At 67.6% G+C, this 23,360-nt stretch carries 22 protein-coding genes and 1 pseudogene; 10 read left to right on the top strand and 13 right to left on the bottom strand.

Annotation, left to right across the window (positions count from 1 at the left end):
* Positions 1–524: 524 nt before the first annotated feature.
* Positions 525–1,427 carry a LysR family transcriptional regulator gene (locus IQ782_RS16025; RefSeq protein ID WP_194135662.1) on the bottom strand — a complete coding sequence of 301 codons (903 nt, stop codon included), beginning with the start codon at positions 1,425–1,427 and terminating at the stop codon, positions 525–527.
* A gap of 139 nt (positions 1,428–1,566) precedes the next feature.
* Here IQ782_RS16025 and IQ782_RS16020 point away from each other — a divergent pair, with 139 nt between their 5' ends.
* The 6 genes from IQ782_RS16020 (at position 1,567) to IQ782_RS15995 (ending at position 7,970) form a co-directional block, all read left to right on the top strand.
* Complete coding sequence (locus IQ782_RS16020) at positions 1,567–3,060, top strand: ABC transporter substrate-binding protein (RefSeq protein WP_194135661.1); 1,494 nt, start codon at positions 1,567–1,569, stop codon at positions 3,058–3,060.
* A 101-nt stretch (positions 3,061–3,161) separates the two neighbouring features.
* Positions 3,162–4,115: an ABC transporter permease gene (locus tag IQ782_RS16015; protein ID WP_194135660.1), complete on the top strand. Its 954-nt coding sequence runs from the start codon at positions 3,162–3,164 to the stop codon at positions 4,113–4,115.
* Entirely contained in the window at positions 4,112–4,930 is an 819-nt protein-coding gene (locus IQ782_RS16010) for an ABC transporter permease (RefSeq protein WP_194135659.1), read from the top strand. The genes IQ782_RS16015 and IQ782_RS16010 overlap by 4 nt, the downstream gene beginning before the upstream one ends.
* On the top strand, positions 4,927–5,736 hold the full coding sequence (locus IQ782_RS16005) for an ABC transporter ATP-binding protein (protein ID WP_194135658.1): 810 nt from the start codon (positions 4,927–4,929) through the stop codon (positions 5,734–5,736). The genes IQ782_RS16010 and IQ782_RS16005 overlap by 4 nt, the downstream gene beginning before the upstream one ends.
* A complete protein-coding gene (locus IQ782_RS16000; protein ID WP_194135657.1) occupies positions 5,729–6,535 on the top strand; it encodes an ATP-binding cassette domain-containing protein in 807 nt (268 codons plus the stop codon). The genes IQ782_RS16005 and IQ782_RS16000 overlap by 8 nt, the downstream gene beginning before the upstream one ends.
* 28 nt (positions 6,536–6,563) lie before the next feature.
* The gene (locus IQ782_RS15995; RefSeq protein WP_194135656.1) at positions 6,564–7,970 is read left to right on the top strand and encodes an amidase; all 1,407 of its coding nucleotides are present in this window, start codon (positions 6,564–6,566) and stop codon (positions 7,968–7,970) included.
* Between the two features lie 63 nt (positions 7,971–8,033).
* Here the strand turns inward: IQ782_RS15995 and IQ782_RS15990 are convergent, their stop codons facing one another.
* The 5 genes from IQ782_RS15990 to IQ782_RS15970 all read right to left on the bottom strand — a co-directional run bounded on the left by IQ782_RS15990 (position 8,034) and on the right by IQ782_RS15970 (position 13,021).
* The gene (locus tag IQ782_RS15990; protein WP_194135655.1) at positions 8,034–9,518 is read right to left on the bottom strand and encodes a tripartite tricarboxylate transporter permease; all 1,485 of its coding nucleotides are present in this window, start codon (positions 9,516–9,518) and stop codon (positions 8,034–8,036) included.
* Positions 9,519–9,525: 7 nt separating this feature from the next.
* Complete coding sequence (locus IQ782_RS15985) at positions 9,526–9,987, bottom strand: tripartite tricarboxylate transporter TctB family protein (protein WP_194135654.1); 462 nt, start codon at positions 9,985–9,987, stop codon at positions 9,526–9,528.
* Positions 9,988–10,044: 57 nt separating this feature from the next.
* Entirely contained in the window at positions 10,045–11,001 is a 957-nt protein-coding gene (locus tag IQ782_RS15980; protein WP_194135653.1) for a Bug family tripartite tricarboxylate transporter substrate binding protein, read from the bottom strand.
* A gap of 39 nt (positions 11,002–11,040) precedes the next feature.
* Positions 11,041–11,955 (bottom strand): alpha/beta hydrolase fold domain-containing protein, encoded by a 915-nt coding sequence (locus IQ782_RS15975; protein WP_194135652.1) that lies wholly within the window; start codon positions 11,953–11,955, stop codon positions 11,041–11,043.
* A 79-nt stretch (positions 11,956–12,034) separates the two neighbouring features.
* Positions 12,035–13,021, bottom strand: coding sequence for a tripartite tricarboxylate transporter substrate binding protein (locus IQ782_RS15970; RefSeq protein ID WP_194135651.1), 987 nt, complete (start codon positions 13,019–13,021; stop codon positions 12,035–12,037).
* 94 nt (positions 13,022–13,115) lie between these two features.
* On the opposite strand from IQ782_RS15970, the gene IQ782_RS15965 reads away from it, so the two are divergent.
* Both IQ782_RS15965 and IQ782_RS15960 read left to right on the top strand, forming a co-directional pair.
* Positions 13,116–14,096, top strand: a complete 981-nt coding sequence (locus IQ782_RS15965; RefSeq protein ID WP_194135650.1) for a LysR family transcriptional regulator — start codon at positions 13,116–13,118, stop codon at positions 14,094–14,096.
* Positions 14,093–14,593 (top strand): DUF3237 domain-containing protein, encoded by a 501-nt coding sequence (locus IQ782_RS15960; protein ID WP_194135649.1) that lies wholly within the window; start codon positions 14,093–14,095, stop codon positions 14,591–14,593. Before IQ782_RS15965 ends, IQ782_RS15960 begins: the two co-directional genes overlap by 4 nt.
* A 36-nt stretch (positions 14,594–14,629) precedes the next feature.
* On the opposite strand, the gene IQ782_RS15955 is transcribed toward IQ782_RS15960, so the two are convergent.
* Entirely contained in the window at positions 14,630–15,322 is a 693-nt protein-coding gene (locus IQ782_RS15955; RefSeq protein ID WP_194135648.1) for a winged helix-turn-helix transcriptional regulator, read from the bottom strand.
* Between the two features lie 97 nt (positions 15,323–15,419).
* On the opposite strand from IQ782_RS15955, the gene IQ782_RS15950 reads away from it, so the two are divergent.
* A complete protein-coding gene (locus tag IQ782_RS15950) occupies positions 15,420–16,571 on the top strand; it encodes an acyl-CoA dehydrogenase family protein (protein ID WP_194135647.1) in 1,152 nt (383 codons plus the stop codon).
* Between the two features lie 63 nt (positions 16,572–16,634).
* Here the strand turns inward: IQ782_RS15950 and IQ782_RS15945 are convergent, their stop codons facing one another.
* From IQ782_RS15945 to IQ782_RS15920, 6 genes and pseudogenes are all read right to left on the bottom strand, one after another.
* The gene (locus IQ782_RS15945; RefSeq protein WP_194135646.1) at positions 16,635–17,111 is read right to left on the bottom strand and encodes a nucleoside deaminase; all 477 of its coding nucleotides are present in this window, start codon (positions 17,109–17,111) and stop codon (positions 16,635–16,637) included.
* 185 nt (positions 17,112–17,296) lie between these two features.
* A pseudogene (pepT, locus tag IQ782_RS15940) lies at positions 17,297–18,534 on the bottom strand (peptidase T).
* Between the two features lie 106 nt (positions 18,535–18,640).
* Complete coding sequence (locus IQ782_RS15935) at positions 18,641–19,300, bottom strand: alpha/beta hydrolase (RefSeq protein WP_194135645.1); 660 nt, start codon at positions 19,298–19,300, stop codon at positions 18,641–18,643.
* Positions 19,297–20,217 (bottom strand): ring-cleaving dioxygenase, encoded by a 921-nt coding sequence (locus tag IQ782_RS15930; protein ID WP_194135644.1) that lies wholly within the window; start codon positions 20,215–20,217, stop codon positions 19,297–19,299. The genes IQ782_RS15935 and IQ782_RS15930 overlap by 4 nt, the downstream gene beginning before the upstream one ends.
* 278 nt (positions 20,218–20,495) lie before the next feature.
* On the bottom strand, positions 20,496–21,911 hold the full coding sequence (locus IQ782_RS15925) for an NAD(P)/FAD-dependent oxidoreductase (protein ID WP_240989331.1): 1,416 nt from the start codon (positions 21,909–21,911) through the stop codon (positions 20,496–20,498).
* A gap of 179 nt (positions 21,912–22,090) precedes the next feature.
* On the bottom strand, positions 22,091–22,366 hold the full coding sequence (locus IQ782_RS15920; RefSeq protein ID WP_194135643.1) for a helix-turn-helix transcriptional regulator: 276 nt from the start codon (positions 22,364–22,366) through the stop codon (positions 22,091–22,093).
* Between the two features lie 104 nt (positions 22,367–22,470).
* Here IQ782_RS15920 and IQ782_RS15915 point away from each other — a divergent pair, with 104 nt between their 5' ends.
* A complete protein-coding gene (locus tag IQ782_RS15915) occupies positions 22,471–23,358 on the top strand; it encodes an alpha/beta fold hydrolase (protein ID WP_194135642.1) in 888 nt (295 codons plus the stop codon).
* Positions 23,359–23,360 lie beyond the last annotated feature (2 nt).

Here is a 23,360-nt window from a genome sequence, read left to right as displayed (position 1 = left end):
ATCTGGCAGATACTGCTGGCGTCCGAATTGGCCGTTTCCACGTCGATCGCGATGAACCTGTAGGTCTTCGACAAGACGGCCCCGAGGGCGCGGAAGGAGTCCGGCGCCGAAGCGCGAAGAGCATTTGTGACCATGTCGGACCCGGTTCGGATTTCAGTGGCTTGAATGCGCAATGCATCCTCCGGGCGTTGCAGAGTCAACCGGCGGCGGTACCGCCGCCGCAAACGTCGGGCAAGCGCGCCGCACCGAGCCCCGGCGTTGCTGCTTGTGCCCGGTGCAGGACACCCTGGGCGCGGTCCTCTCCGTAGGGCGGAATGTGGCCGTGGGCCGAGAAGCAGACACCCGCGAAGTCACGAGCCAGAAGGGTCGTCTGGCCAGGGTTCGATATGATCGCCGCCGCTACGACCGATGTCCGAATGTCTTCCTCTCAGCCATTGCCCCGCCGCTACCGTCTTTCCCTGGCTCTGGATACCAATGGGTCTGAACCCTCGAAAAGACTGCGCAAGGCCCCCCTACCCAGCAGATCAACCGTGACGCCGTTCCAGGAAACCGCTGAGGAAATCCAGCACCTGCCGTGCGGCGAAGCTCTGGTGACGGGTCACGGAATGGCTCAGCTCGATCAGCGTTTCGATTCGGCTCCTCGGCTCGAACGCCCGCATCACCAGATCGCCATCGTCGAGCTCGCGCTGCACCGTCATCTGCGGCAGGATCAGGATCGCCGAACCGCGCCGGGCCAGTTCCTTCTGCAACTCCAGCGACGAGGTGGTGAAGGCCGCCTCGAAGGGATCGAACCCATGCGTGCGCAGCCGCGTGTCGAAGATCCGGCGCACGCCGAAGCTGCGGTCGGGAAGCGCGAGCCGATGGCCGACGAGGTCCGCGATCGAGAGCCGCTCCTGCGCCGCCAGCGGATGGTTCGGAGACAGGATCGGCTCGTGGCGCACCGGCATGCGGAAGCGCGTCATCACGCGCGCATCGGCCGGGGCGAACATGGTCACCGCCATGTCTGTCTGGCCGGTCGCCACCGCATCGAGCGCCCCCTGCGCCGAGGAGACCACCACTTCGATCGAGATGTTGGGATGCATTCCCGAGAATTCGGACAAAGCTGGCGCCAGGATCGAGCTGATCGCCGCGCCGTTCACATGCACAGACACATGGCCCCGCCGCAACCCCTTCAGCTCGTCGATCATCTGCTTGGCCGTGGCCAACTCCCGCGCCACGTCACGTGATTTCGCGGCGATCACCTCACCCGCTGCGGTCAGCCGCACTCCGCGCGGGGTGCGCTCGACCAGCGGCGTGCCGAACGCGCGCTCGAGCTTGTCGAGCTGCCGGGCCACCGCGGTGGGCGACACGCCAATCGCCTCGGCGGTCTGGCGGATCGACCCAGAGCGCGCCAGCTCCTGAAACAGCTCGATGGTCATCATATCCATGGCGCTCTCCGGTCAGTGCAACGATTTTCGTAGCACAGTGACTTTGTAATTTCAGTTTTCAGGACACTCGATCTGCTCTTTCATCTGTCGTCAAGATGTGACGAAGACCACACTGACACTCATAACGACAGGGACCCCAATGACTCTTACGCTCCGCGCTCTTGCCGGCTCCATCTCGGCGGCTGCCCTCATCGCTGCGGCACCGCTTGCGGCCCATGCCGCCGGCGACGTCAGCTTCATCCAGGCGGTCGAGCCTGCCGGTCTCGATCCGACCGTCGGCTCGCCGGTCGCCGCAGGCCAGGTCACCTGGCAGAACATCTTCGAGGGTCTCGTCACCATTGATCGCGACGGTGCGTTGCAGCCGCAGCTCGCCACCAGCTGGGAGATCTCGGAGGATGGCCTGACCTATACCTTCCTCCTGCGCGAGGGCGTCACCTTCCACAACGGCGCGGTCTTCGACAGCAGCGTCGCCAAGTTCAGCCTGGAGCGCATCCTCGCCGAGCAGTCCACCAACGGTCAGAAGGCCCTCTTCACGGTGATCGAGGCGGTGGAGGCCCCGGACGCACAGACCCTGGTGCTGCGCCTGTCCGCCCCCTCCTCCGATCTGCTCTATTGGCTCGGGTTCCCGGCGGCGGTGATCGTCGAGCCGGGCTCGGCCGAGACCAACACCAGTGCCCCCGTCGGCACCGGCCCGTTCAAGCTCGACGAGTGGCGTCAGGGCGACCGCGTGATCATGAGCGCCTATGACGGCTACTGGGGCGAGGCCCCGGCGCTCGACCGGGTGACCGCGCGCTTCATCGCCGACCCGCAGGCCCAGGTCGCGGCGCTGCGCTCGGGACAGGTGGATGGCATTGCCGAGTTCGGCGCGCCCGAGCTTTTCGAGCAGTTCACCAAGGATGCGGGCTTCGTCACCCATGTCGGCACCGGCGAAATGGAGATCGTCGCGGGCATGAACACGGCCAGGCCGCCCTTCGATGACGTGCGCGTGCGCCGCGCGCTGATGATGGCGGTGGACCGTAACATGCTGATCGAGGCGGTGAAATCCGGCTACGGCACGCCCATCGGCTCGCATTTCTCGCCTGCCAGCCCGTTCTACGAGGATCTGACCGGCGCGTTCCCCTACGACCCCGAGGGCGCGAAGGCGCTGTTGGCCGAGGCGGGCTACGGCGACGGCTTCGAGTTCACCTTCAAGGTGCCGACCCGCACCTATGCGCAGCGCTCGGCCGAGATTCTTCAGGCCTATTTCTCGCAGATCGGGGTGACAGCGGAGATCGAGAGCTCGGACTTCCCGGCGGCCTGGATCCAGGACGTGTTCAAGGACACCAATTACGACATGACCATCATCGGCCATGCCGAGCCGCTGGACATCAATATCTACGCTCGCCACCCCTATTACTTCAACTACGAGAACCCCGCGTTCGACGCGACCATCGCCGAAATCGCCGGGGCCGCAACCCCCGACGCCCGCGCCGAGGGCTACCACAAGGCGCAGGAGATCATCGCGCAGGACATGCCCGCGCTCTTCCTCTTCTCCGAGCCGAAGCTGGGCATCTGGAAGGCCGGTCTCGAAGGCGTCTGGGAAAACGGCCCGGTGCCGTCCAACGACATGACCGAGGTGCACTGGGCCGAGTAAGGCCGGCGCATCGGGGCGGTCCCCCATCCCTGGCCGCCCCGCCCTTTTCCCGAAAGACCACAACGACAAGAACTGGCCCCTTTCAGGGGCCGAGAGGTACCATGCTTGCATTCAAGAGATTGGCACGGCAGATCGGCGGCCTCGCGGTCGTTCTCGCGATCGCGTCGCTGGTGATCTTCCTGCTGATCGAGGCCGCCCCCGGCGATCCTGCCTCGATCATGCTGGGCACCAACGCCTCGCCCGACACCGTCGCCGCGCTGCGCGCGGAGCTGGGGCTCGATCGCCCGCTGCTGCTGCGCTACCTGTCCTGGCTGGGCGGGGTATTCACCGGCGATCTGGGCAACTCCTACACCTATGGCGTGCCGGTGGCGCAGTTGATCGGCGACCGGCTGGCGGTGACCGTGCCGCTGACGGCGATCGCCACGCTGCTGTCGATTGTCATCTCCCTGCCGCTCGGAGTCTGGGCCGCCAACCGCCCGAACGGGCCGGTGGACACGCTCGCCTCGCTGTTCTCGCAGGTCGGCATCGCGGTGCCGAACTTCTGGATCGGCCTGCTGCTGATCCTCGGCGTCGCCCTGGGTCTCGGCTGGCTCACCCCTGGCGGCTTTCCGGGCTGGCAGGCCGGTGCCTGGCCCGCACTCGAGGCGTTGATCCTGCCTGCCATCGCGCTTGCCATCCCGCAGTCGGCAGTGCTCACGCGGGTGACCCGCGCGGCGGTGATCGAGGTCACCAACGAGGACTTCGTGCGCACCGCCCGCGCCAAGGGCATGAGCCGCACGCGCGCGCTCTGGCGTCACACGGTGCCCAATGCGCTGCTGCCGGTGGTCACCATGCTGGGGCTGCAAATTCCCTTCCTGATCTCCGGCGCGGTTCTGGTCGAAAACGTGTTCACCCTGCCGGGCATCGGCACGCTGGCCTATCAGGCGCTGTCCCAGCGCGACCTCATCGTGGTGCAGAACGTGGTGCTCATGTTCACCCTGATCGTGATGGTCGTGAACGTCATCGTCGACGCGCTCTACGCCGTGCTCGACCCGCGCCTGAGGGGCCGGACATGAGGAAACTTCCCTTTTCGCTGATCGCGGGCGGGATGATCACCGGCGGACTGCTGGCCGCGGCGCTGCTGAGCCGGGTCTGGACGCCGGCCGATCCCACCGCGATGAACATTCTCAACCGCCTCAAGGCTCCGGGCGAGGCCGGGCTGCTCGGCGCCGACCAAATCGGCCGCGACGTGCTCTCGATCATCATGGCCGGGGCATGGACCTCGCTGGGCATCGCCGTCACCGCGACGCTGGTGGGCGGCGCCATCGGCACGCTGGTGGGCGTCTCTGCCGCTGCCAAGGGCGGCGCCTTCGAGCGCGTTTCGATGGCGGTCAACGGCGTGCTCTTTTCCTTTCCACCGATCCTCTCGGCGATCCTTCTGGGCGCGCTGATGGGTCCGGGAGCGCTGACGTCGATCACCGCCATCGGCGTCTTCATGATCCCGGTCTTCGCCCGCGTGACCCGCGGCGCGGCGCTGCAAATCTGGTCGCGCGACTTCGTGCAGGCCGCGCGCATGGCGGGCAAGGGTCCGGCGCTGATCACACTTCAGCACATCCTCCCCAACATCTCGGCGCAGATCATCGTGCAGCTTGCGATCCAGACCGGCCTTGCGATCCTGTCGGAGGCGGGGCTCAGTTTCCTCGGCATGGGTGTCGCCCCGCCAACCCCGAGCTGGGGCCGGATGCTGGCGGATGCGCAGACCTTCATCTCGGCCGCGCCGCACCTCGTGCTGGCTCCCGGCCTTGCCATTGCCGCGGCGGTGCTCGGGCTGAATCTGCTCGGCGACGGGCTGCGCGACCTCACCGACCCAAGACGGAGGCAGGCATCATGATGCTGTCTGTTCACGACCTGCGCGTCTCCTTCGCGCGCGAACATGGCGATCCGGTCGAGGTCGTCCACGGCATCAGCCTCGATCTGGCCAAGGGCGAAACGCTGGGCATCGTCGGCGAAAGCGGCTCGGGCAAGTCGGTGCTCTCGCTGGCCACCATGGGGCTGCTGCCGCGCACCGCAAGGGCAACGGGGAGGATCCTGCTCGACGGCGAGGACATCCTGACCATGTCCGAGCGCCAGCTCTGCCGGGTCCGCGGCCGCAAGATCGGGATGATCTTCCAGGAACCTATGACCGCGCTCAACCCGTCGATGCGGGTCGGCGCGCAGATCGCCGAGGGACTGCGGCTGGCCCAGGGCCTGTCGCGGCGCGACGCCCGCATCGAGGCGCTGCGTCTGCTCGAGATGGTGAAGATACCGCGTGCCGCCGAGCGCATCGACAGCTTCCCGCACGAGATGTCGGGCGGACAGCGCCAGCGCATCGGCATCGCCATCGCGCTGGCGCTGAAGCCGGAGCTGCTGATCGCCGACGAGCCGACCACCGCGCTTGACGTGACGGTGCAGGCCGAGGTGCTCGACATCCTCGACGAGCTGGTCGCCGAGCTGGGGATCGCGCTGATCCTGATCTCGCACGACCTGGGCGTCATCGCCCGCATCGCCGACCGCACGCTGGTCATGTACCGCGGCGACGAGATGGAACAGGGCGAAACCGAGCAGGTGCTGCGCCGTCCCACCCACGCCTACACGCGCAAACTCCTCGCGGCGATGCCGGGACGGGTGCGCGCCTCGCTGGAGCTTTCCGATGGCTGAAATCCTCAAGGTCCAGAACCTCTCGCGCCACTACACGCTGAACGGCAGCACCATCCGGGCGCTGGATGACGTGACGCTCGGTCTCGACGAGGGGCGCATCCTCGGCGTGGTGGGCGAAAGCGGGTCGGGCAAGTCGACGCTGGCGAAGCAGGTGATGGCACTCGACACACCGACCTCGGGCGAGGTGCTGCTCGACGGGCGAAGCCTCTTTGCCCTGTCGCCGCGCCAGTTGCGCGCAGCGCGGCGCAATTTCCAGATGGTCTTCCAGGACCCTTACAGCTCGCTCGACCCGCGCCACGACGTGGGCCGCATCATCGCCGAGCCGCTGCACCTCGACCCCGCCGCACCGAAGGGCGCCGAGCGGCGCGAACTGGTGGGTGAACTGCTCGAGGACGTCGGTCTCTCGGCCTCGGACGTGACCCGCTACCCGCACGAATTCTCCGGCGGCCAGCGTCAGCGCATCGCCATCGCCCGCGCGCTGATCACCAAGCCCCGGCTGCTGGTCGCGGACGAGGCCACCTCGGCGCTCGATCTGACGGTGCAGAAGCAGATCCTCGAACTGATCCTCAAGCTGCGCGAGGAGCACGGCATCAGCGTGCTCTTCATCACCCACAACATCGGCGTGGTCGACGAGATCTGCGACGAGGTGGCGGTGATGCAGCACGGCAGGCTGGTCGAGACCGGTCCCGCACGCGCTGTCCTGGATGCCCCCCGCGAAGACTACACCCGCCGTCTCCTTGCGGCCGAGCCGACCCTCGAGGTCATCGGCCGCAGGTCCCGCCGCGTGGCGGCACGCTGACCGCCCTCCTCCCAGAAAGGTCCCTTCCATGTCTGACATCCTGGACAAATCCGCGCGCGAGACGCTGGCCGCCTTCGCCGCCAAGAGCCTGTCGCCGGTCGACTACATGACGGCGCTGATCGCCCGCGTCGAAGCCAGCGAGCCGAAGGTCGGCGCGCTTTACGCCTTCGAACCCGAGCGCTCGCTGGCCGAGGCGAAGGCCGCCGAGGCGCGCTACATGGCCGGTGCGCCGAAGGGCGCGCTCGACGGCATGCCGGTGACAATCAAGGAGCTGATCGCGGTGAAGGGCGAGCCGGTCCCGCTCGGCACCGCCGCCATCGACCTCGTCCCCGCCGAGGACGATGCCCCCACCTCGGCACGGCTGCGCGAGGACGGGGCGATCATGTTCGCCAAGACCACATGCCCCGACTACGGGATGCTCTCCTCGGGACTGTCGAGCTTTCACCAGCTGGCGCGCAACCCCTGGAAGCTCTCCGAGAACCCCGGCGGCTCTTCGGCCGGGGCCTCGGCGGCCGGCGCGGCGGGCTATGGCCCGTTGCACGTCGGCACCGACATCGGAGGCTCGGTGCGGCTGCCGGCGGGCTGGACCGGCCTCTTCGGCTTCAAGCCCACGCTGGGGCGGATCCCGATCTATCCCTATTACACCGGCCGTGCCGCCGGCCCGATGACCCCCACGGTGGATGACGCCGCCCTGCTCATGCAGACCATCACCCGCCCCGACTGGCGCGACGCGACCTCGCCGGCCTACGAGCCGATCAATTGGGACGTGGCCCCCGCGGATGTGCGCGGCATGAAGATCGGCCTGATGCTCGACGCGGGCTGCGGCATCGACGCCGAGCCAGAGGTCATGGCCGCCGTGCAGGCCGCCGCCGAGGCCTTCGCCGCGCATGGGGCAGAGATCGTACCGATCGCTCCGGTGTTGAGCCGCGAGATGCTCGACGGGCTCGACGTGGCCTGGCGCGCGCGGTTCTGGGGCATGATGGAGGCGCTCTCGCCCGAGAAGCGCGCGATGATCCTGCCCTATATCCGCGAATGGGCCGCCTCGGGGGCCGCAGCCTCGCCGGTGCAGGTAGCGCAGGGCTTCGACCAGACCTTCGCGATGCGCAAGACCGCGGCAGAGGCCTTCCAGAAGGTCGATGCGATCCTGTCGCCGGTGAACCCGAACGTCAGCTATCCCGCCGATTGGGCCTCTCCGACCAACGACCCCATCCGACCCTTCGAGCACATCTGCTTCACCGTGCCGTGGAACATGGGCGAGCAGCCGGCCTGCTCGATCAACTGCGGCTTCTCGGCAAGCGGTATGCCCATCGGCCTGCAGATCGTCGCCCCCCGCTTCCAGGACGCCAAGGTCTTCGCGCTGGCCAAGGCCTACGAGGGCTGGCGTGGGCCGATCACCAGCTGGCCGCGCTACGACCGCGAGCTGGCGCTGGCCTGACGGCTCCTCGGGCGCACCCTCCCATGCGTCGAGAGCCCCCGCCGGGGCTCTCGACAATGCGCCTCAGGAGGCGCGCGCTTGAGCGCGGCGCAGCATCGGCCTGAGATAGGGCCAGACGATGCTCAGCACCGCCGCGGCCAGAAGCGCCGCCGAGATCGGCCGGGTGAAAAAGGCCAGCGCCCCGTCCGCCGAATAGGTGAACCCCTTGCGCAGGTTCGATTCCAGCATCGGGCCGAGGATGAAGGCCAGCAGGAAAGGGCTTACCGGCAGGCGCACCATGTCCATCACGATCCCCAGCGCCGCAAAGCCAAGCAGGAACAGGAAGATATAGGTCCCGCCGACGTTGACGAAGACGCCGACGAAGCTCAGCACCACGATCGGCGGGTAGAGGTAGTGGTAGGGCACCTTGAGGATCGCCGGGAAGAGCCGCATCCCGAAGAACTGCACCAACACCACCAGCACCGCCGAAAGCAGCGCCGTGCCGAAGACCATGTAGACGATCTCGGGGTTGTTGGTGAACAGCAGCGGGCCGGGCTGCACGCCGTGGATCATCAGCCCGCCGAGAAGGATCGCGGTGGTGCCATCGCCGGGTATCCCCAGCGCGATCATCGGGATGAGCGAGCCGCCGACGCTGGCGTTGTTCGAGATCTCCGAGGCAAAGACCCCGTCGATGCACCCCTTTCCGAACTTCTCGGGGTGCTTCGAGGCGCTCTTGGCCTGCGCATAGGCGACCATGTTCGACAGCGCCGCCCCCATGCCCGGCAGGAATCCGATCCAGATGCCGATGCCGAAGGAGCGCACGAGGTTCCACAGGTTGTCGCGGTACTCGCGCAGGCTGACCCCGAACCCAGAGATGCGCCCGGCATCGACGCTGGGCAGGTCCTGCGTGCCCTTGGCGAAGTCCATGACGATCTGTTTCAGGGCGAAGATGCCCAGCATCATCGCAATGAGGTCGAAGCCGCTCGACAGGTACATGTTGTCAAACGAGAACCGCGCCGTGCCGTCGATCGGCGCGAAGCCGACGCAGGCGAAAAGCAACCCGAGCGAGGCCGAGGCCATGCCTTTGCCGACGTTCTCGCGCGAGAGCGAGGCGACAAGCGCGATGGCACAGAAGCCGAGCGAGAAATACTCCCACGGCCCCAGCTTCAGCGCGAGATCGGCCAGCACCGGGCTTGCCACCGCGGCGACCAGGATCGAGAAGAACGTGCCGAGGAAGCTGGCGGTGATCGCCGCGCCAAGGGCTTTCACGGCCTCGCCGTTGCGGGTCATCGGGTAGCCGTCGAAACAGGTGGCGATCGCAGAGGGCGAGCCGGGGATGCCAAGCAGGATCGACCCGATCATCGCGCCCGACACGCCGCCGATCCAGATCGCCACCAGCATGGCCAGGCCGGTACCGGGCTCCATGCCGAAGGTGACTGGCAGCAACAGCGCCACGCCAAGGCCGCCCGAGAGGCCCGGGATCGCTCCGAGGATGACGCCGAGGATCGAGGCACCGAGGATGATCGCAAAGGTGACCGGGTCGAAGAGGCTCAGGACTACATCGAACATGGCGGCCTCAGAACATCGAGGCTTCGGGCAGGTAGGACCCCAGCCCGAGCGTGAAGAGAAGATAGACGGCCAGGGTGCAGCCAAGGCCCAGAACCGCACCCCGCCAGACCGCGCGCCGCTTCGGCCCGGCGATCAGCCAATAGACGGCGAAGACCAGCAGCGGCGTCACCGCGTAGAACCCGAAGAGCTTCATCGCCAGCGCGTAGAGTGCCAGCAGCACGAAGAAGATGCCGCCGCGGCGGATCTGCGCGCGGTCCACCGGGATGGTTTCCTCAGCGATCTCGCTGCGCCCGGCGCGCAGGAAAATCCCAAGGCCCGACAGGATCAGCACCGCCGCGCCGAAATAGGGAAAGAGGCGTGGTCCGGGGTCGTCGGTGAAAGACGTGTAGGTGATCCGGCTGGTCAACCAGACCACGATCAGGCCGAGCCCGATCAGCGCGAGGCTGGTGATACGATCCGTGCGTTGCATCTGTGTCTGCTCCTCCCTTGCGGCGGCCGGTCCCGAAGCGGGGCCGGCCCCTGTTCGTCACTTGCGGGCCAGTCCGAGGTCCTGGGCAAGCGTGCCGATCTTCGCATCCTCGGCGGCGATCAGCGCCTGCGCCTCCGCGACATCGTAGGCGCGCACCTTGCTCGACATCTTGTCGAGCTGCTCGATAACCTCGTCATTCTCGGCCATGCCCTTCACCGCGGCGTTGATCTCCTCCACGAGCGCCGGGTCCATACCCGCCGGCCCCCAGAGCACGAGCGGCGCGACCCAGCTGGCATTCACCCCCTGATCCAGCGCCGGCACGAAGTCGGGATACTTGGGATCGGCCTCGGCATCGATCATCGCCAGCACCTTGAGCTTGCCCGCCTCGACATATTGCGCCGCGGCGCCGGCCCCCATGTTGCCGATGTCGATATGCCCGCCCTGCAGTGCCGCGACCTTATCGACCTCCGAGGACGCCTCCACCAGCTTGAACGCCACATCCTCGGCGTCCATGATCTGCCCGGCGATGAAATGCGAGGTACCGCCGAGCGCCACGCCAAAGGTGTACTCGCCGGGATGCGCGCGGGCGTCCTCGACGAAGTCCTTCATGTCGGACCAGGGCGCATCGGGGGCCACCGCGTAGACCTGCGGCGGGTAGCTCTGGCCGATGGCGATGGTGGTGAACTCCGAGAGCGGATGGTCGTAGCGCCCGGTGTGATAGTTCACCAGCAGCCCGGTGTGGGTGAAGATCAGCGTCTGGCCGTCGGGCGTGGCGTTGCGCACGGTCTCGAAAGCCACGGTGCCGCCGCCAGCAGGCTGGTTGACCACCACCACCGGTTTGCCGATCTGCGATTGCAGGTAGTCGGCAAAGACGCGGCCCATGACGTCAGAGCCGCCGCCGGCCTTGGCCGGGATCAGCAGCTGCACCGGCCCCTTCGGCCAGTCTCCGGCCAGCGCCGCGCTGCCGACGACAAGACCGAAGGTCGCGGCGGCAAGTGTCTTCAGGTACTTCATGGTTTTCTCCTCCCCTTGAAAATGATCGTGATTGCCGCCTCAGGACGCCCGCCGAAAGGCCCCGATCAGCGCATCCACGATGAGGCCGCGGGCCTCCGCCGCCTCTTCCAGACCGTTGGTCACGAAGCCGTGCCGGCTGTTCAGAAACTTGCGCAGGCGCACGTCCACTCCGGCCTCGATCAGCATTTGGCCGTAGCGCAGCGCCTCGCCCGCGAGCGGATCCCGTCCGGCCACCAGCACCACGGCGGGCGGCATTCCCGGCAGATCCGCGGGATCGGCGCGCACAACCGAAAGGTAAGGGTTCAGCGCATCCTCGGGGCTGCGCAGGATCAGCTTGTTGAAGGAGCGCATCCGCTCGTAGGGCAGCACCTCATCCTCTGATCCCGGCGTCTTGTCGGCGGGATCGGTGGCCGCGTCGAGAAACGGATAGTCGAGCACCTGCAGCACCGGGACGAAATCGCCGGTCTGGTTGGCGCGCAGGTTGATCGCCGCGGTCAGGTTGCCCCCCGCACTGTGCCCGCCGATGGCGATGCGGGCGGCGTCGACACCGAGTGCCGCGGCATTGCCGAAGGCCCAGGCGCAGAGGTCGTAGCATTCCTCGAAGGCGACCGGGAAGCGGTGTTCGGGGGCCAGCCGGTAGTCCACATCGAGCACCTTCGCCCCGGTACGCAGTGCGACGTCAGCGCAGAAGATCGTGTCGCGCACCTCGTAGCCGCGCACGAAGCCGCCGCCGTGGAAGTTGATGAAGAGCGGCGCGTCCTCGCTCGCGCCCGGCGGCGCCACCAGCATCGCGCGGCAGTCACCGTGGCGGGTCGGGATCGCCAGCTCGGAGACCGTGACACGGTCGAGCAATGCCCGTTTCTCCGGCGTATTCTCGAACACCAGCGTCGGGTTGTTGCGCAGTCTTTCGGCCAGCTTTCCGCGGTCCTGTTCGGTCATCTCTGTGGTGCTCACGTCGCTCTCCTGTCTGGCATCGGGCATGGGGCGTCCGGCCCCGCGCGCGGCGCGGCCGGAAGGGTCTGGAAATCATGGGTTACTTGAAGCCGAGCAGCCGCGCCGTTGCGGCCATGCCGGCATCGGCCTCCGCCAGCCGCGCCTCGCCTTCCGCGCGGCCATAGATGCCGAGCGGCATCTTCATCTTGTCGAACTGCGCGACGATCTCGGGATCGGTCAGGACCTCGGCAAAGGCGGCGTTGATCGCCTCGGCAATGTCCTCGGGCAGGCCCTTCGGCGCCAGTGCGAAGAAGGTGAAGCCGAACACAACGTCCGGATAGCCCTGCTCGTCGAGCGACGGCAGGTCGGGCGTCATCGGATCGCGGCCCGGCTCGCCAGAAAGCGTGCCAAGGATGCGCACCTTGCCCGCCTCGGCGTATTGCAGCGCCCCCGCGGTGTTGACGAAGGCCGCGTCGACCTGCCCGCCCTGCACGGCGATCAGCTTGTCACTGTCCGAGCCGGCATCAACCACGCGGAAGGCGGCACCGCTGTCCTTCTGGAGCAGCCCCGCCATGAAATGCGAGGCGCCGCGGATCTGCACCGCAAGCGTCACCTCGTCGGGAAGCGCCTTGGCCCGCGCCACAAGGTCGGGCACGCCCGCGGTCTCGCTGTCTGGCCCGGCCACCAGCGCATAGCTGCCGCCGATCGGCATGACCGCGGGGGCGCTGAACTCTTCGGCCGGAGAATGCGCGTATCCGCCCGTGTGAAAGGCCGACAGCAACCCCGAGTGATAGAACAGCAGGGTCGCGCCGTCGGGCCTTGCATTGCGCACCGTCTCGGCGGCCACCGCCCCGCCGCCGCCGGGCTGGTTGACCACGATCACCGGGCGGCCGATCACCGACTTCAGCTTGGCCGCAACGACCCGCGCGGCGGAATCCGTCCCGCCCCCCGGTTTCGCGGGCACCACGAGCTGCACCGCGCCCTGCGGCCAGTCGGCCGCGGCGGCTGGCGTCAGCGAGGCCGCCAAAGCGATCCCCGACAGGATCAGCGTCCTGCGCGTCAGCCGCGCCACGAATTGCAATGACATGGTCACCTCCTCCTTTTCTCCTCCGGTTCGAAGCTGTAAGGACAAAAGGCATAAATGAATAATAAAGAATGACGCGCATGCATAAGAGAGTGTGATGACCAGAGACATCGATACCCATGCCCTGGTCCAGCGCCTTATGTCGCGTGGCAAGTTCCGCCACATGCAGGCGCTCATCCGGCTGTGCGACCTGCGCAGCATGGGGCGCGCCGCCGAGGCGATGGGGATTACCCAGCCCGGCATGTCGCAGCTTTGCTCCGAGCTGGAACGGCTCGTCGGCCTGCCATTGTTCCTGCGCCATTCGCGCGGCGTGGACCCGACCGAACTGGCACGCGATCTCGAGCAGGTGGCCCGGCGCATCGTCACCGCGGTCGAGGAAAGCGCCGAGACCATCGTGCTGCGCCGCGACTTCGACGCGACGCTGGTGCGCGTCGCCACCACCGTTGCCGCCGCCGGCGGGCTGCTGCACGACCTGCTGCCGCTGTTCGTGCACCGCCACCGAAGCGTGCAGGTGCAACTGAGCGAAGTCATGGGCATGGGGCAGGAAGCCGCATTGGCCAGCGGCGAGATCGACCTGCTCTGCTGCCGGTCGCCAGAGGTCCTGCCCGATGGCTGGAGCTTCCTGCCGTGCCGCGTCGACCAGATGGTGGTGATCGCCGCGGCGAACCATCCGCTCGCCCGGAAGGCGCGGATCAGCAGCGACGATCTGGCCAGCGCCCTGTGGCTGCCCAACCATATCTCGACCCTCGCGCGGCACGAGTTCGAGCGGCTCGCGCGTGAACACGGGTTCGAGAAAGCACCGCAGGCGCGCGTGGTGTCGCGGCAGATGGCGCTGTCGTGGATGCTGCTGCGCGAGGGCACGATGATCACGCTGATGCCCCGCAGCGTGGCGCTGCCCTGGATCGTCACCGGACAGATCGTCGTTCTGCCGACCGGGATCGACGCCCCGCTTGCGCCGCTGGGGTTGGTTTGGGACCCCGCGCGGGCGCAACGCGCCACCCGCACCTTCGTCGATTTCATCACCGCGCAGAGCCGGCCCCAAGACAGCGCGCCGGCAACAGACAGGACAGCAGAATGACCGACAGCCTCAGCCATTTCGACCGCGTGCCGCCCGCCGCCCCCAGCGCCCATCTCGTCTGGGAGGCGCTGGTGGACATCGCGCCGCGCGAAGACCTCGGCACCGGGCCGGCGGGTCACCGCTTCATCGTGCCGATCACCGGCGGCAGCTTTCGCGGCGCGGCGGGCTACGAGGGCTTTCGCGGCACGGTTCTTGCGGGCGGTGCCGACCGGCAGCTGCTGCGTCCCGACGGCTGCAAGGAACTGGATGCGCTTTACGAGATGCGGTTGGAGGACGGTGGCGTCATCACCGTCCGCAACAGCGTGGTGATCGACGAAAGCAGCGCCGGCCCGCGCTACGCCATGTCGCGCATCACCCTGACGGTGCCACAGGGACCATGGGAAGGGCTCAACAAGCGGCTGTTCATCGGCACCCTGCAAAGCGCCCGTCCGGAGCGCGAGGCGGTGATCATCCGCGGCTGGTGCGTCGACACCGGCCCCAACGCAGCCACGACCTGAACGGAGACCAGCGGGCCCGCGCGCCAGGGGCGCGGGTCACTCCACCATGCGCGGCTGCGGCGCGAAGACGCTGAGCTTCAGCCAGGTCTTCAGCCGTGCCTCGAGTTCCGGGACCGCATCGATCTGGATGTGGCCCCCGGCGATCTCGTCCCGGAGCTTCGACAGGCCCATCCAGACCGAGGTCATCGCCCTCAGGTCGGCGGTGACGAGGATGTCGATCTCGAAGCCGGGATCGAATTTGCACAGGTCCGTGTCATCCTTGCCGACGACCAGCCACCAGTCGCGCAGATTTTCCCCGATTTCCGGGTACAGAAATTGAATCGTGCAACGTCTGTCGGGGCGCGGATCGGGCTCGAAGTTGCGCCTTATGTCCCACATCAGCAGCGAAGGATCGAGATTGCGCAGCGACAGGCGCGATTCGACCCAGCGCTGCCCCCAGGAGCCTATGCCGAGCACGATCGGGCGCAGTTCCTCGCCAGCCTGGGTCAGGTGGTATTCCTGGGTGCCGCGCTCGCCCGGCACCGTCTTGATCACACCGGCCAGTTCCAACTCCTTGAGTCGTTTCGACAAAAGGCTGGGCGACATCTTTGGCACGCCCTTGCGGATGTCGTTGAACCGGGTCGATCCGCAGAGCAGCTCGCGCACGACCAACGGCGTCCATCGCGTGCAGAACACTTCTGACGCCATCGAGATCGGGCAGAACTGGCCATAGAGGTTGGTGATCTCCATGCCCCGACTATAGCAGAGCAGGTACATTTCCTGAACTATCGCGGCGCGCAGCCTTCTGCATTCTGAAGGGACGACAGGGAATGAAAGGATCACCGACATGACCCAGATCGATACAATCCACCGTCCCGTGGCGCGCGACCTTGCCACCATCGCGGACGCATTCGCCGAGCACTGCGGACAGAAAGCCATGGCCCGCGACACCGAGGAGAGCTTCGTCGCCGACAGCTACGTCAGGGCGGCCGAGCTCGGGCTGCTTGATGCCGGGGTGCCCACGGAGCTTGGTGGCGGCGGCGCGGACATCCGCGCGCTCAGCGACATGCTGCGGCGGCTTGCGCATGGCTGCTCGTCGACCGCGCTTGCCTTGTCCATGCACACCCACCAGGTCGCCTTTCCGGCATGGCGCTGGCACCATCAGCAGGCCACGCGGGACAAGACCGAACCCCTGCTGAAGCGGGTGGCGGCCGAAAAGCTGGTGCTGCTCTCCTCGGGGGGCGGCGACTGGATCGGAGGGTCGGGCAAGGCCGAGCCGGTCCCGGGCGGATACCGGATCACCGCGCGGAAGATGTTCGTCTCGGGCGCGCCCGCGGGCGATCTGCTGATGACCAGCGCGATCTCGCCCGAGAACGGCGGAACCATCCTCCACTTCGGCTGCCCGATGGCCGCGCCAGAGGTCACGGTGCTCGACACCTGGCACACGCTGGGGATGCGCGGCACGGGCAGCCACGACGTGATGATCGAGGGGCTTTTCGTCCCGGAAGACAAGGTGGCCGTGAAACGGCCGCGGGGCAAATGGCATCCGCTCTTCTTCATGCTCGGCACCATCGCCTTCCCGCTGATCTACGCGGTCTATCTCGGCGTTGCCGAGCGGGCGCGCGACCTTGCGGTGGAGATCGCCGCGCGGCGCCCCGCGACCGCGCTGCTGCGCGACCGGGCCGGGCGGATGGAGACGGCGCTCATTACGGCGCGGCTGGCCCATGCCCACATGGTGGCGACCAGCGAGCTGAACGCGCCCTCGGCCGACACCGTCGCGCAGGTGATGACCGGGCGGCGGCTGGTCGAGGAAAACGCGATCCGCACGGTCGAGTTGGCGATGGAACTTGCCGGTGGCGCAGGCTTCTACCGCAAGGCCGAGCTTGAACGGTTGTTCCGCGACATCCAGGCCGCCCGCTACCACCCTCTGCAAAAGGAGATACAGGCGGAGTTTGTCGGCGCACTTGCGCTCGGTCACCCCGTCGAGAGCATCTTCTAGGCACCCGGCGCGGTCGAGCGGGGTGCACAGCGACCGGCCTGGCCCGATCACTGGGCCGGGCCACTATTGCCAGAACCCGCGATGCCCCTCGGCGACCTCTTCCTCGATCTCTGGAAAGGGGCCGCGCGTCTCGACCCTGCGCTGCCCCGCCGCGAAAACCGTCTCGCAGGACAGATCGAGCGTGAGGTTCTCGGGGTTGTCGCCGGTCAGAACCGCCAGGCGCTTTTCGGTCATGCCGTAGACAACCGTGCCGATCCCCGCCCAGTAGCAGGCCCCGGCGCACATGCAGCAAGGTTCGACCGAGGTGTAAAGCGTGCAGCCTTCGAGGACCTCTGGCGCATAGAGCCGGCTGGCCTCCTGCGCGACCAGCAATTCGGCGTGCCCCACGCCCCGGTCTTCGCCGTAGGCATTGCCCCGCCGGATCAGCACCGCACCGTCCGGCCCGACAAGCATCGCGCCAAAGGGGTGATTTCCGGCTTCGCGGCTTTGGTGCGCGATGCGGATCGTTTCGCGCAAATGCCTTAGATCGTCGTCTTTCATGACCACTCCTGTCTCTGGATCGTGCGAGCCCTAGCGCATCGCGGTGCCCTGACAGGAATAGAATATATCGCACCCGCTGCGCGGAAATTCAGTACGCGCCGCGCGACCTCCGAGATCCCCGGCCTTTGGTCCGGCCTGCGCGACGGGGCTGCGCACCTTCAAGACGCGCGCAGCCCCCGGTCGGCTCAGTCGCCTGCCGCCAGCTGGCAGAGCGTCAGGCACAACTCGGTGGCGACAGCCATGTCCTGTACAGAGATCCATTCCAGCGGTCCGTGGATGTTCTGCATGCCGGTGAATAGGTTCGGCGTCGGCACGCCCATCTCGGTCAGCCGCGAGCCGTCGGTGCCGCCGCGGATGGGGATCGACACCGGCTCGAGGTCGAGCGCCCGGCAGGCCGCGCGCGCTAGATCGATCGGCCGCGTGTCGTCCTCCAGCCAGTAGCGCATGTTGCGGTACTGCGGCCGGATCTCGCAGGTGATCGTGGCGCGCGGCTCGGTGGCCTGCACCGCCTCGCAGACCTGACGCAGCAGCGCGCCCTTGGCCGCGAGACCGTCGCGCTCGAAGTCGCGCAGGATCAGCCGGATTTTCATCTCCGACGAGCCGCCGGTCATGTCGGTGACATGCACGAAGCCCTCGCGACCGCTGGTGGTTTCGGGGGTCATCACCGCCTGCGGCAGCGTCTGGACGATCTTCGCGGCCAGATGCGTGGCATTCACCATCTTGTCCTTGGCGAAGCCGGGGTGGATCGACACGCCGGTGACCGTGACCTCGGCGGCATCGGCCGAAAAGGTCTCTTCCTCGATCTCGCCGACGCGGCCACCGTCGAACGTATAGGCGAACTCCGCCCCCAGATCCTCCGGCAGCGCCGGTGAAACGCCGCGGCCGATTTCCTCGTCGGGGGTGAAGGCGATGCGGATCGGGCCGTGCGGAATATCGGGGGTGGACAGCAGGTGGCGCACGGCAGTCATGATGATCGCGACACCGGCCTTGTCATCGGCGCCCAGCAGCGTGGTGCCCGACGCGGTGATGATGTCATGGCCCTGCTTTTCCGCCAGATAGGGGAAATCCTCGGGCGAGAGCCGCAGCGCAGGATCGTCGGGGAAGGTGATCTCGCCGCCGTTGTAGCCCCGGATCACCCGCGGTTTCACGCCGCTGGCGTTGAACTGCGGCGCGGTGTCCACATGCGCCAGAAAGCCGATCGTAGGGCCGGGCACCGTGCCGGGGATGGTCGCCAGCACCACACCGTAATCGGTCAGCCGCACGTCCTGCGCGCCCATGGCGGCAAGTTCGGTTTCGAGCAGCCGAAGAAGGTCGAGTTGGATCGCGGTGCTGGGAGAGCTGGGGGAATCCTCGTCGCTCTGGCTGTCGATGGCCGCGTAGCGGACCAGCCGCCCTCGAGCTCCCGGTCGAAATCCTGTGGCATCTGCGCTCCTGCCTGGTGATGTCTTCGGAGCCGACAGGGACGCGCGCAAGGCCGAGAGTCAAGCTTTCCGCAACTGCGGGCGCGCCCACATTGCCCGGCGCTTGGATCAGACCTGCGGCGCTGCGCGGTTGAGCCAGCCACGCAGCGCGTTCACGTCTTCCTGCCGCAGCGAATGCCCGGCTCCGGGGTAAACCCTTTGCGTCACATCGGCCCCCAATTCCTGCAAGCGCGCCGTGCTTTGGGCAAAACGGGCCAGCGGGATATGCGGATCGCGCTCGTGGCAACTCATGTCGATCCGCAGGCCATCCACGTGGTCCGGGTAGTCGAAGCGCTTGGGCGCAAAGCCGTAGAGCGCTTCGCTCGGCGGGCCCGCGTCGTCACCGGTGCCGACCAACGCGCCGGAATGGCAGAAAACCGCGGAAAGACCCTGCCCTTCGCGTGCTGCGAACTCCAGCGCCAGACAGCCGCCTTGGCTGAAGCCGAGCAGGCAGATCGCGCTGCGCGCCAGCCCTTCCTCCTCGAGTGCGGCGATGCTGTTCCGGACGGCGGCAAGGCCGCGGTCGAGCCAGGGCGCGATCTCTGCACTGGGAGCCAGGAAACTTGTCGGCCACCAGGAGCGCCCCGGTGCCTCTGGTGCCAGAAGCGCCACCTGCGGCAGCGCCAATGCCTCGCCCAGCCCCAGCATGTCCGCTGCTGAACTGCCGCGACCGTGCACCAGCACCAGCCCGGCGCTGGCCTTGCTGGCCGGAGCACCCGCGCGCCTCATCGCACCGGCCTCAGCTCGGGCAGGACGCGCTCGAGCCGATCGCGGATCGGCTCGTATTGCGCCGGCAGCTTGAGCCCGCTGCCAAGGGCCTCGGGAGCCTCGTCCACCGCAAAGCCCGGCGGATCGGTGGCGATCTCGAACAGCACGCCGCCCGGCTCGCGGAAGTAGACCGCGTTGAAATATTGCCGGTCGATCACCGGGGTCACGTCGAAACCGGCGCTGGCGAGGCGGTCGTGCCAGTCCAGCTGGACCTCGTCGCTTTCGGCGCGGAAGGCGACTTGGTGAATGGTGCCCGCGCCGCTGCGGGGCAATGTCGGCGCGTCAGAGCGGATAATGTCGATCACCGATCCGCGCCCCGCCCCCTGCGCGACGAAGCGCAGCCGTTCGACACCGCCGGTCGTCTCGCCACCCGCGGCACTGTAGCCGAAGTGCTCGGTCAGCACGCGTGCCGTGACATCGGGATCAGCCTCCCAGAGCGTCACCGAGTGAAGCCCCGCCAGCGCCTCGCCGGAGGCCTCCGTTTCGATCAACTCGACCGGCGCGCCATCGGCGTCGCGCAGCAGGAGCATCCGCGCGCCGAAGCGCTCGACCGGCCCGTCGAAATCCACCGCGGCAAGCGCGAGCCGCTCCATCCATCCCTCGAAACTCTGCCCCGGCACCGCATAGGCCACGGCGCTGGCCATGCCGGGACCGGCCCGGCCGGGTCCCGCATCGGTGAAGGGAAAGAAGGTCATCAGCGTGCCTGGGCTCCCCGCCGTGTCACCGTAGTAGAGATGATAGGTGTCCGGCGCGTCGAAATTGACGGTCTTCTTGACCAGCCGCTGGCCGAGGCATCCCGCATAGAAATCGAGATTTGCCTGCGGGTCGCTGCAGATGGACGTGACATGGTGAAGTCCGGGTATCGCACCTTGGGGCATGGCTCGCCTCCTGTCCTCGCTTGGCGCGGAACGCGCCCGCCGCCGAAGAGGTAGCAGCCCGCGCGTCTTCGGTCGACGCATTGCGTGGCTGCCGGAGACGAATTCCGGCGAATTCCGGCGAATTTTGCCGGACCCGCCCGCGATCGGTCTGTTCCAGACCATGCGCACCCGGCGAAAAAAACTGCCATCGGCCCGGCTCGGCGATCCACCGGACGTGAGCGCCGACGCGGGCGGCGCAGCGGGGCCACCACCGGCGGCGCGGCGCAGCGGCCGCACCGTCAGGACCGCCCCCGCGCAGGTGGTTCGGCGAGGTGACGCCAGACCTCGGGCACCACCACCGATCGCTCGCCCACCGTCGAGGCCACGCGCTTGACCGATCCTGCACGGATGTCGCCGACGGCGAAGATGCCCGGCTGCGTCGTCTCGAACGACAGGTCGCGCCGGGCGGCAGCACCCGTCACAATGTACCCGCCCGCGTCCAGCGTGACCAAATCGCCGAGCCAGCGGCAGTTCGGCGCGGCCCCGGCCGTGACGAAGACCGCGCAGGCCGGAATGCGCCAGCGCCCCGGCACCACGGGTTTCAATCGTGACCTCCTCGAGCCGGTCCTTACCGGCAACGCCGCAAGTCCGGCTTTCCAGATGGACGCTGACGCGGGGATCTGCTGCAAGTCTGCTGGAGAGGTGGTGGGACATCGACACGGCCAGAGAGGTCCCGCGCGCCAGCAGGTGAAGGTGGCTCGCCGCGCGTCAGGAACATCGCCGCCTGTCCGGCGGAATTGCCGCCGCCGACCACCACCGCCTGTGCATCGCGGCAATGGCGGGCCCCGATCTCGGTCACGGCATGGTAGACGCCCCTGCCCGCGAAGCGCGTCATCCCCGGCCCCGCAATCTGGCGATACTGCACGCCGGTGGCCACGAGCCACGACCACCGCGCGCGCGCAGACACGGGTCCGGCAGTCGAGCGTGGCGCAGAACAGGCCGTCCTTCTGCCGCTCAAGCCGCGTGACCCACCGCGGCCAGGCAAAGCGGGTGCCGAACTTCAGCGCCTGCACCTCGCCGCGCCAGATCAGGTCGGCACCGCTGATGCCGGTGGGGACCCCCATGTAGTTCTCGATCCGGCTGGAAGTGCCCGCCTGCCCGCCGATGGCCAGTTCCTCGATGACCAGCGCGCGCAGGCGCTCGGCCCCCGCATCGACGGCGACCGCAACCCCGGCGGGACCGCCACCGACGATCAGCGCATCGAAGACCTGGCCCGGATCGGCCCGGAGATCGAGCCCGAGGCGCTGCGCCACCTTGAGCGGCTTTGGCACCTCGATCATGTCCCCTTCGCCGAAGACAACGGCCGGCACACCGGGCGCGATCCCGCAGTCGCGGGCAATCGCCTTGGACTGGGTACCGGCAAGGTTGAACGAGCGCAGCGGGATGCGATTGCGTCCGGCGAACTCCTCGATCCGGCGCAGCGCCTCGTCCTGATCCGCGCCGATCAGCGTCAGCGGCGTCCCGGCGTAGGGATGCAGCATCTCGACCTCGTCCTCGAGCACGAACAGAAACCGGTCGGCAGGATCGACGAGCCGTGCGATCCGCGCTCCAGCTTCAAAACGCACCTCCGCGCCCGGCGCGCGCAGCGCCGCGATAGGCTCGGGATGCAGCGGGGTGCGCTGCATCTGCCGCAGGTCAGGGCCAAGACTGTCCATCACGCACCTCCAGGAACAGGCAGGCAGATCGTCGACATCGCGCCGTAACCGGCGCTCGTCCGCGTCGAGCGAGCGGCGCACCGAATGGCCCGTCGCTGTCCGATGCCGCGAAAGGCGGTTGGCCGACCTGTCTCGGCTGTTGCGCTGTTCCCGCTGCGCACATCGTGGCACGCGCCCGCTCATTGCCCGCGCCGCCGCAAGCGTCCCGGAGATATTCCCTCCAGCCTTATGAAGATGCGGGTAAAATGGTTGTGGTCCGAAAACCCGCAGCTCAGCGCGATCTCGACCAGCGGCAGCTTTGTCATCAGCAGCAGTTGCCGCGCCTGCGCCACCCGCGGCCGGAGTACCCATTGATAGGGTGACAGGCCAACGGTCTCGCGGAAGGACTTGGCGGTCACCGCATCCGAGGGATGCGACAGCTCGGGAGCGGACCGGATGACCTGAGGAGACTTCATCTCTGCAGGGAGTACGCGCATCCACATGCGGAGGTGGCCCGCTTCGGGCGAGCCGAGGGCGGTTGTCGCGATGTCTCGCGGGGTAAACTCGCACGGCGGGCAATATGGCTGGACCGGGGATCGGCTCGCCGGGCTTGGGTTCACGGCTTGCGCTTGACCTGCGTGGACGCGACCTGTCCGACAGTGAGAGGTTCTACGTCGAGGACATCGCGGACTCTGTGGCAGACCTGCGCGGGCTGCTCCAGATCGCGCGCTCGCGTCACCCGGATGTGCCGCTCTTTGTGCTTGGCCACAGCGCCGGCGGCGTCATCTGCTGCACCTACGCGCTCGACCACCCGGACGAGATCGACGGATTTATCCGCGAGAGCTTCGCGTTTCAGGTGCCCGCCCCCGGAGTCGTGCTTTCAGCGGTCAGGGGGCTCAGTCATCTGGCACGAAAGCTTGGCGTCCTAACGCTGAAGAGGAAGGATTTCACCTGCGATCCCGAGGCCCTCCACGTACTCGAAGCGGACCCGCTGACCAAGGACGAGCGCCAGCCCGCCGCGACGGTGGCCGCGCTGGTTCTCTCGGGCGAGAGGCTGCATGACAGTTTCGCGCGGATCGCCCTGCCGGTGCTCATCCTGCATGGCACCGAGGATCGCGCGACGGTCTGCCGGGGCAGCGAGTTTTTCCTCACCAATGCAGGCTCGAAGGACAAGACCCTGAAGCTCTACGACGGGCATTTCCACGACTTGCTGAACGACATCGGCAAGGAACAGGTGCTGGGAGACATCGTGGGTTGGATCGAGGCCCGCCTGCCGGACGGAAGCCCGCGGCAGCAAGGCGCTGGAACGGGGCAGACGCGAGGTGAAAAGCGCGGTGGGCTGCTGGCAGTGGCTCAGGCTGGTTCGAAACGGCGCATCAAATTCGCCCGATTTCGTACGGTTCGGCGTGCGCATGCCCGGCGGCGCAACTTTACAGTTGACAGAATCCCCCTGAATGCGCGCCATTAGAT

The sequence above is a fragment of the Salipiger mangrovisoli genome, assembly GCF_015223355.1.
GTDB lineage: Bacteria > Pseudomonadota > Alphaproteobacteria > Rhodobacterales > Rhodobacteraceae > Salipiger > Salipiger mangrovisoli.
This window is presented reverse-complemented; position numbering and strand designations above follow the sequence as displayed.

Coding starts and splice junctions, on each gene's coding strand:
- IQ782_RS16025 (WP_194135662.1), bottom strand. CDS start 1,427: ATGGATATGATGACCATCGAGCTGTTTCAGGAGCTGGCGCGCTCTGGG.
- IQ782_RS16020 (WP_194135661.1), top strand. CDS start 1,567: ATGACTCTTACGCTCCGCGCTCTTGCCGGCTCCATCTCGGCGGCTGCC.
- IQ782_RS16015 (WP_194135660.1), top strand. CDS start 3,162: ATGCTTGCATTCAAGAGATTGGCACGGCAGATCGGCGGCCTCGCGGTC.
- IQ782_RS16010 (WP_194135659.1), top strand. CDS start 4,112: ATGAGGAAACTTCCCTTTTCGCTGATCGCGGGCGGGATGATCACCGGC.
- IQ782_RS16005 (WP_194135658.1), top strand. CDS start 4,927: ATGATGCTGTCTGTTCACGACCTGCGCGTCTCCTTCGCGCGCGAACAT.
- IQ782_RS16000 (WP_194135657.1), top strand. CDS start 5,729: ATGGCTGAAATCCTCAAGGTCCAGAACCTCTCGCGCCACTACACGCTG.
- IQ782_RS15995 (WP_194135656.1), top strand. CDS start 6,564: ATGTCTGACATCCTGGACAAATCCGCGCGCGAGACGCTGGCCGCCTTC.
- IQ782_RS15990 (WP_194135655.1), bottom strand. CDS start 9,518: ATGTTCGATGTAGTCCTGAGCCTCTTCGACCCGGTCACCTTTGCGATC.
- IQ782_RS15985 (WP_194135654.1), bottom strand. CDS start 9,987: ATGCAACGCACGGATCGTATCACCAGCCTCGCGCTGATCGGGCTCGGC.
- IQ782_RS15980 (WP_194135653.1), bottom strand. CDS start 11,001: ATGAAGTACCTGAAGACACTTGCCGCCGCGACCTTCGGTCTTGTCGTC.
- IQ782_RS15970 (WP_194135651.1), bottom strand. CDS start 13,021: ATGTCATTGCAATTCGTGGCGCGGCTGACGCGCAGGACGCTGATCCTG.
- IQ782_RS15965 (WP_194135650.1), top strand. CDS start 13,116: ATGACCAGAGACATCGATACCCATGCCCTGGTCCAGCGCCTTATGTCG.
- IQ782_RS15960 (WP_194135649.1), top strand. CDS start 14,093: ATGACCGACAGCCTCAGCCATTTCGACCGCGTGCCGCCCGCCGCCCCC.
- IQ782_RS15955 (WP_194135648.1), bottom strand. CDS start 15,322: ATGGAGATCACCAACCTCTATGGCCAGTTCTGCCCGATCTCGATGGCG.
- IQ782_RS15950 (WP_194135647.1), top strand. CDS start 15,420: ATGACCCAGATCGATACAATCCACCGTCCCGTGGCGCGCGACCTTGCC.
- IQ782_RS15945 (WP_194135646.1), bottom strand. CDS start 17,111: ATGAAAGACGACGATCTAAGGCATTTGCGCGAAACGATCCGCATCGCG.
- IQ782_RS15935 (WP_194135645.1), bottom strand. CDS start 19,300: ATGAGGCGCGCGGGTGCTCCGGCCAGCAAGGCCAGCGCCGGGCTGGTG.
- IQ782_RS15930 (WP_194135644.1), bottom strand. CDS start 20,217: ATGCCCCAAGGTGCGATACCCGGACTTCACCATGTCACGTCCATCTGC.
- IQ782_RS15925 (WP_240989331.1), bottom strand. CDS start 21,911: ATGGACAGTCTTGGCCCTGACCTGCGGCAGATGCAGCGCACCCCGCTG.
- IQ782_RS15920 (WP_194135643.1), bottom strand. CDS start 22,366: ATGAAGTCTCCTCAGGTCATCCGGTCCGCTCCCGAGCTGTCGCATCCC.
- IQ782_RS15915 (WP_194135642.1), top strand. CDS start 22,471: ATGGCTGGACCGGGGATCGGCTCGCCGGGCTTGGGTTCACGGCTTGCG.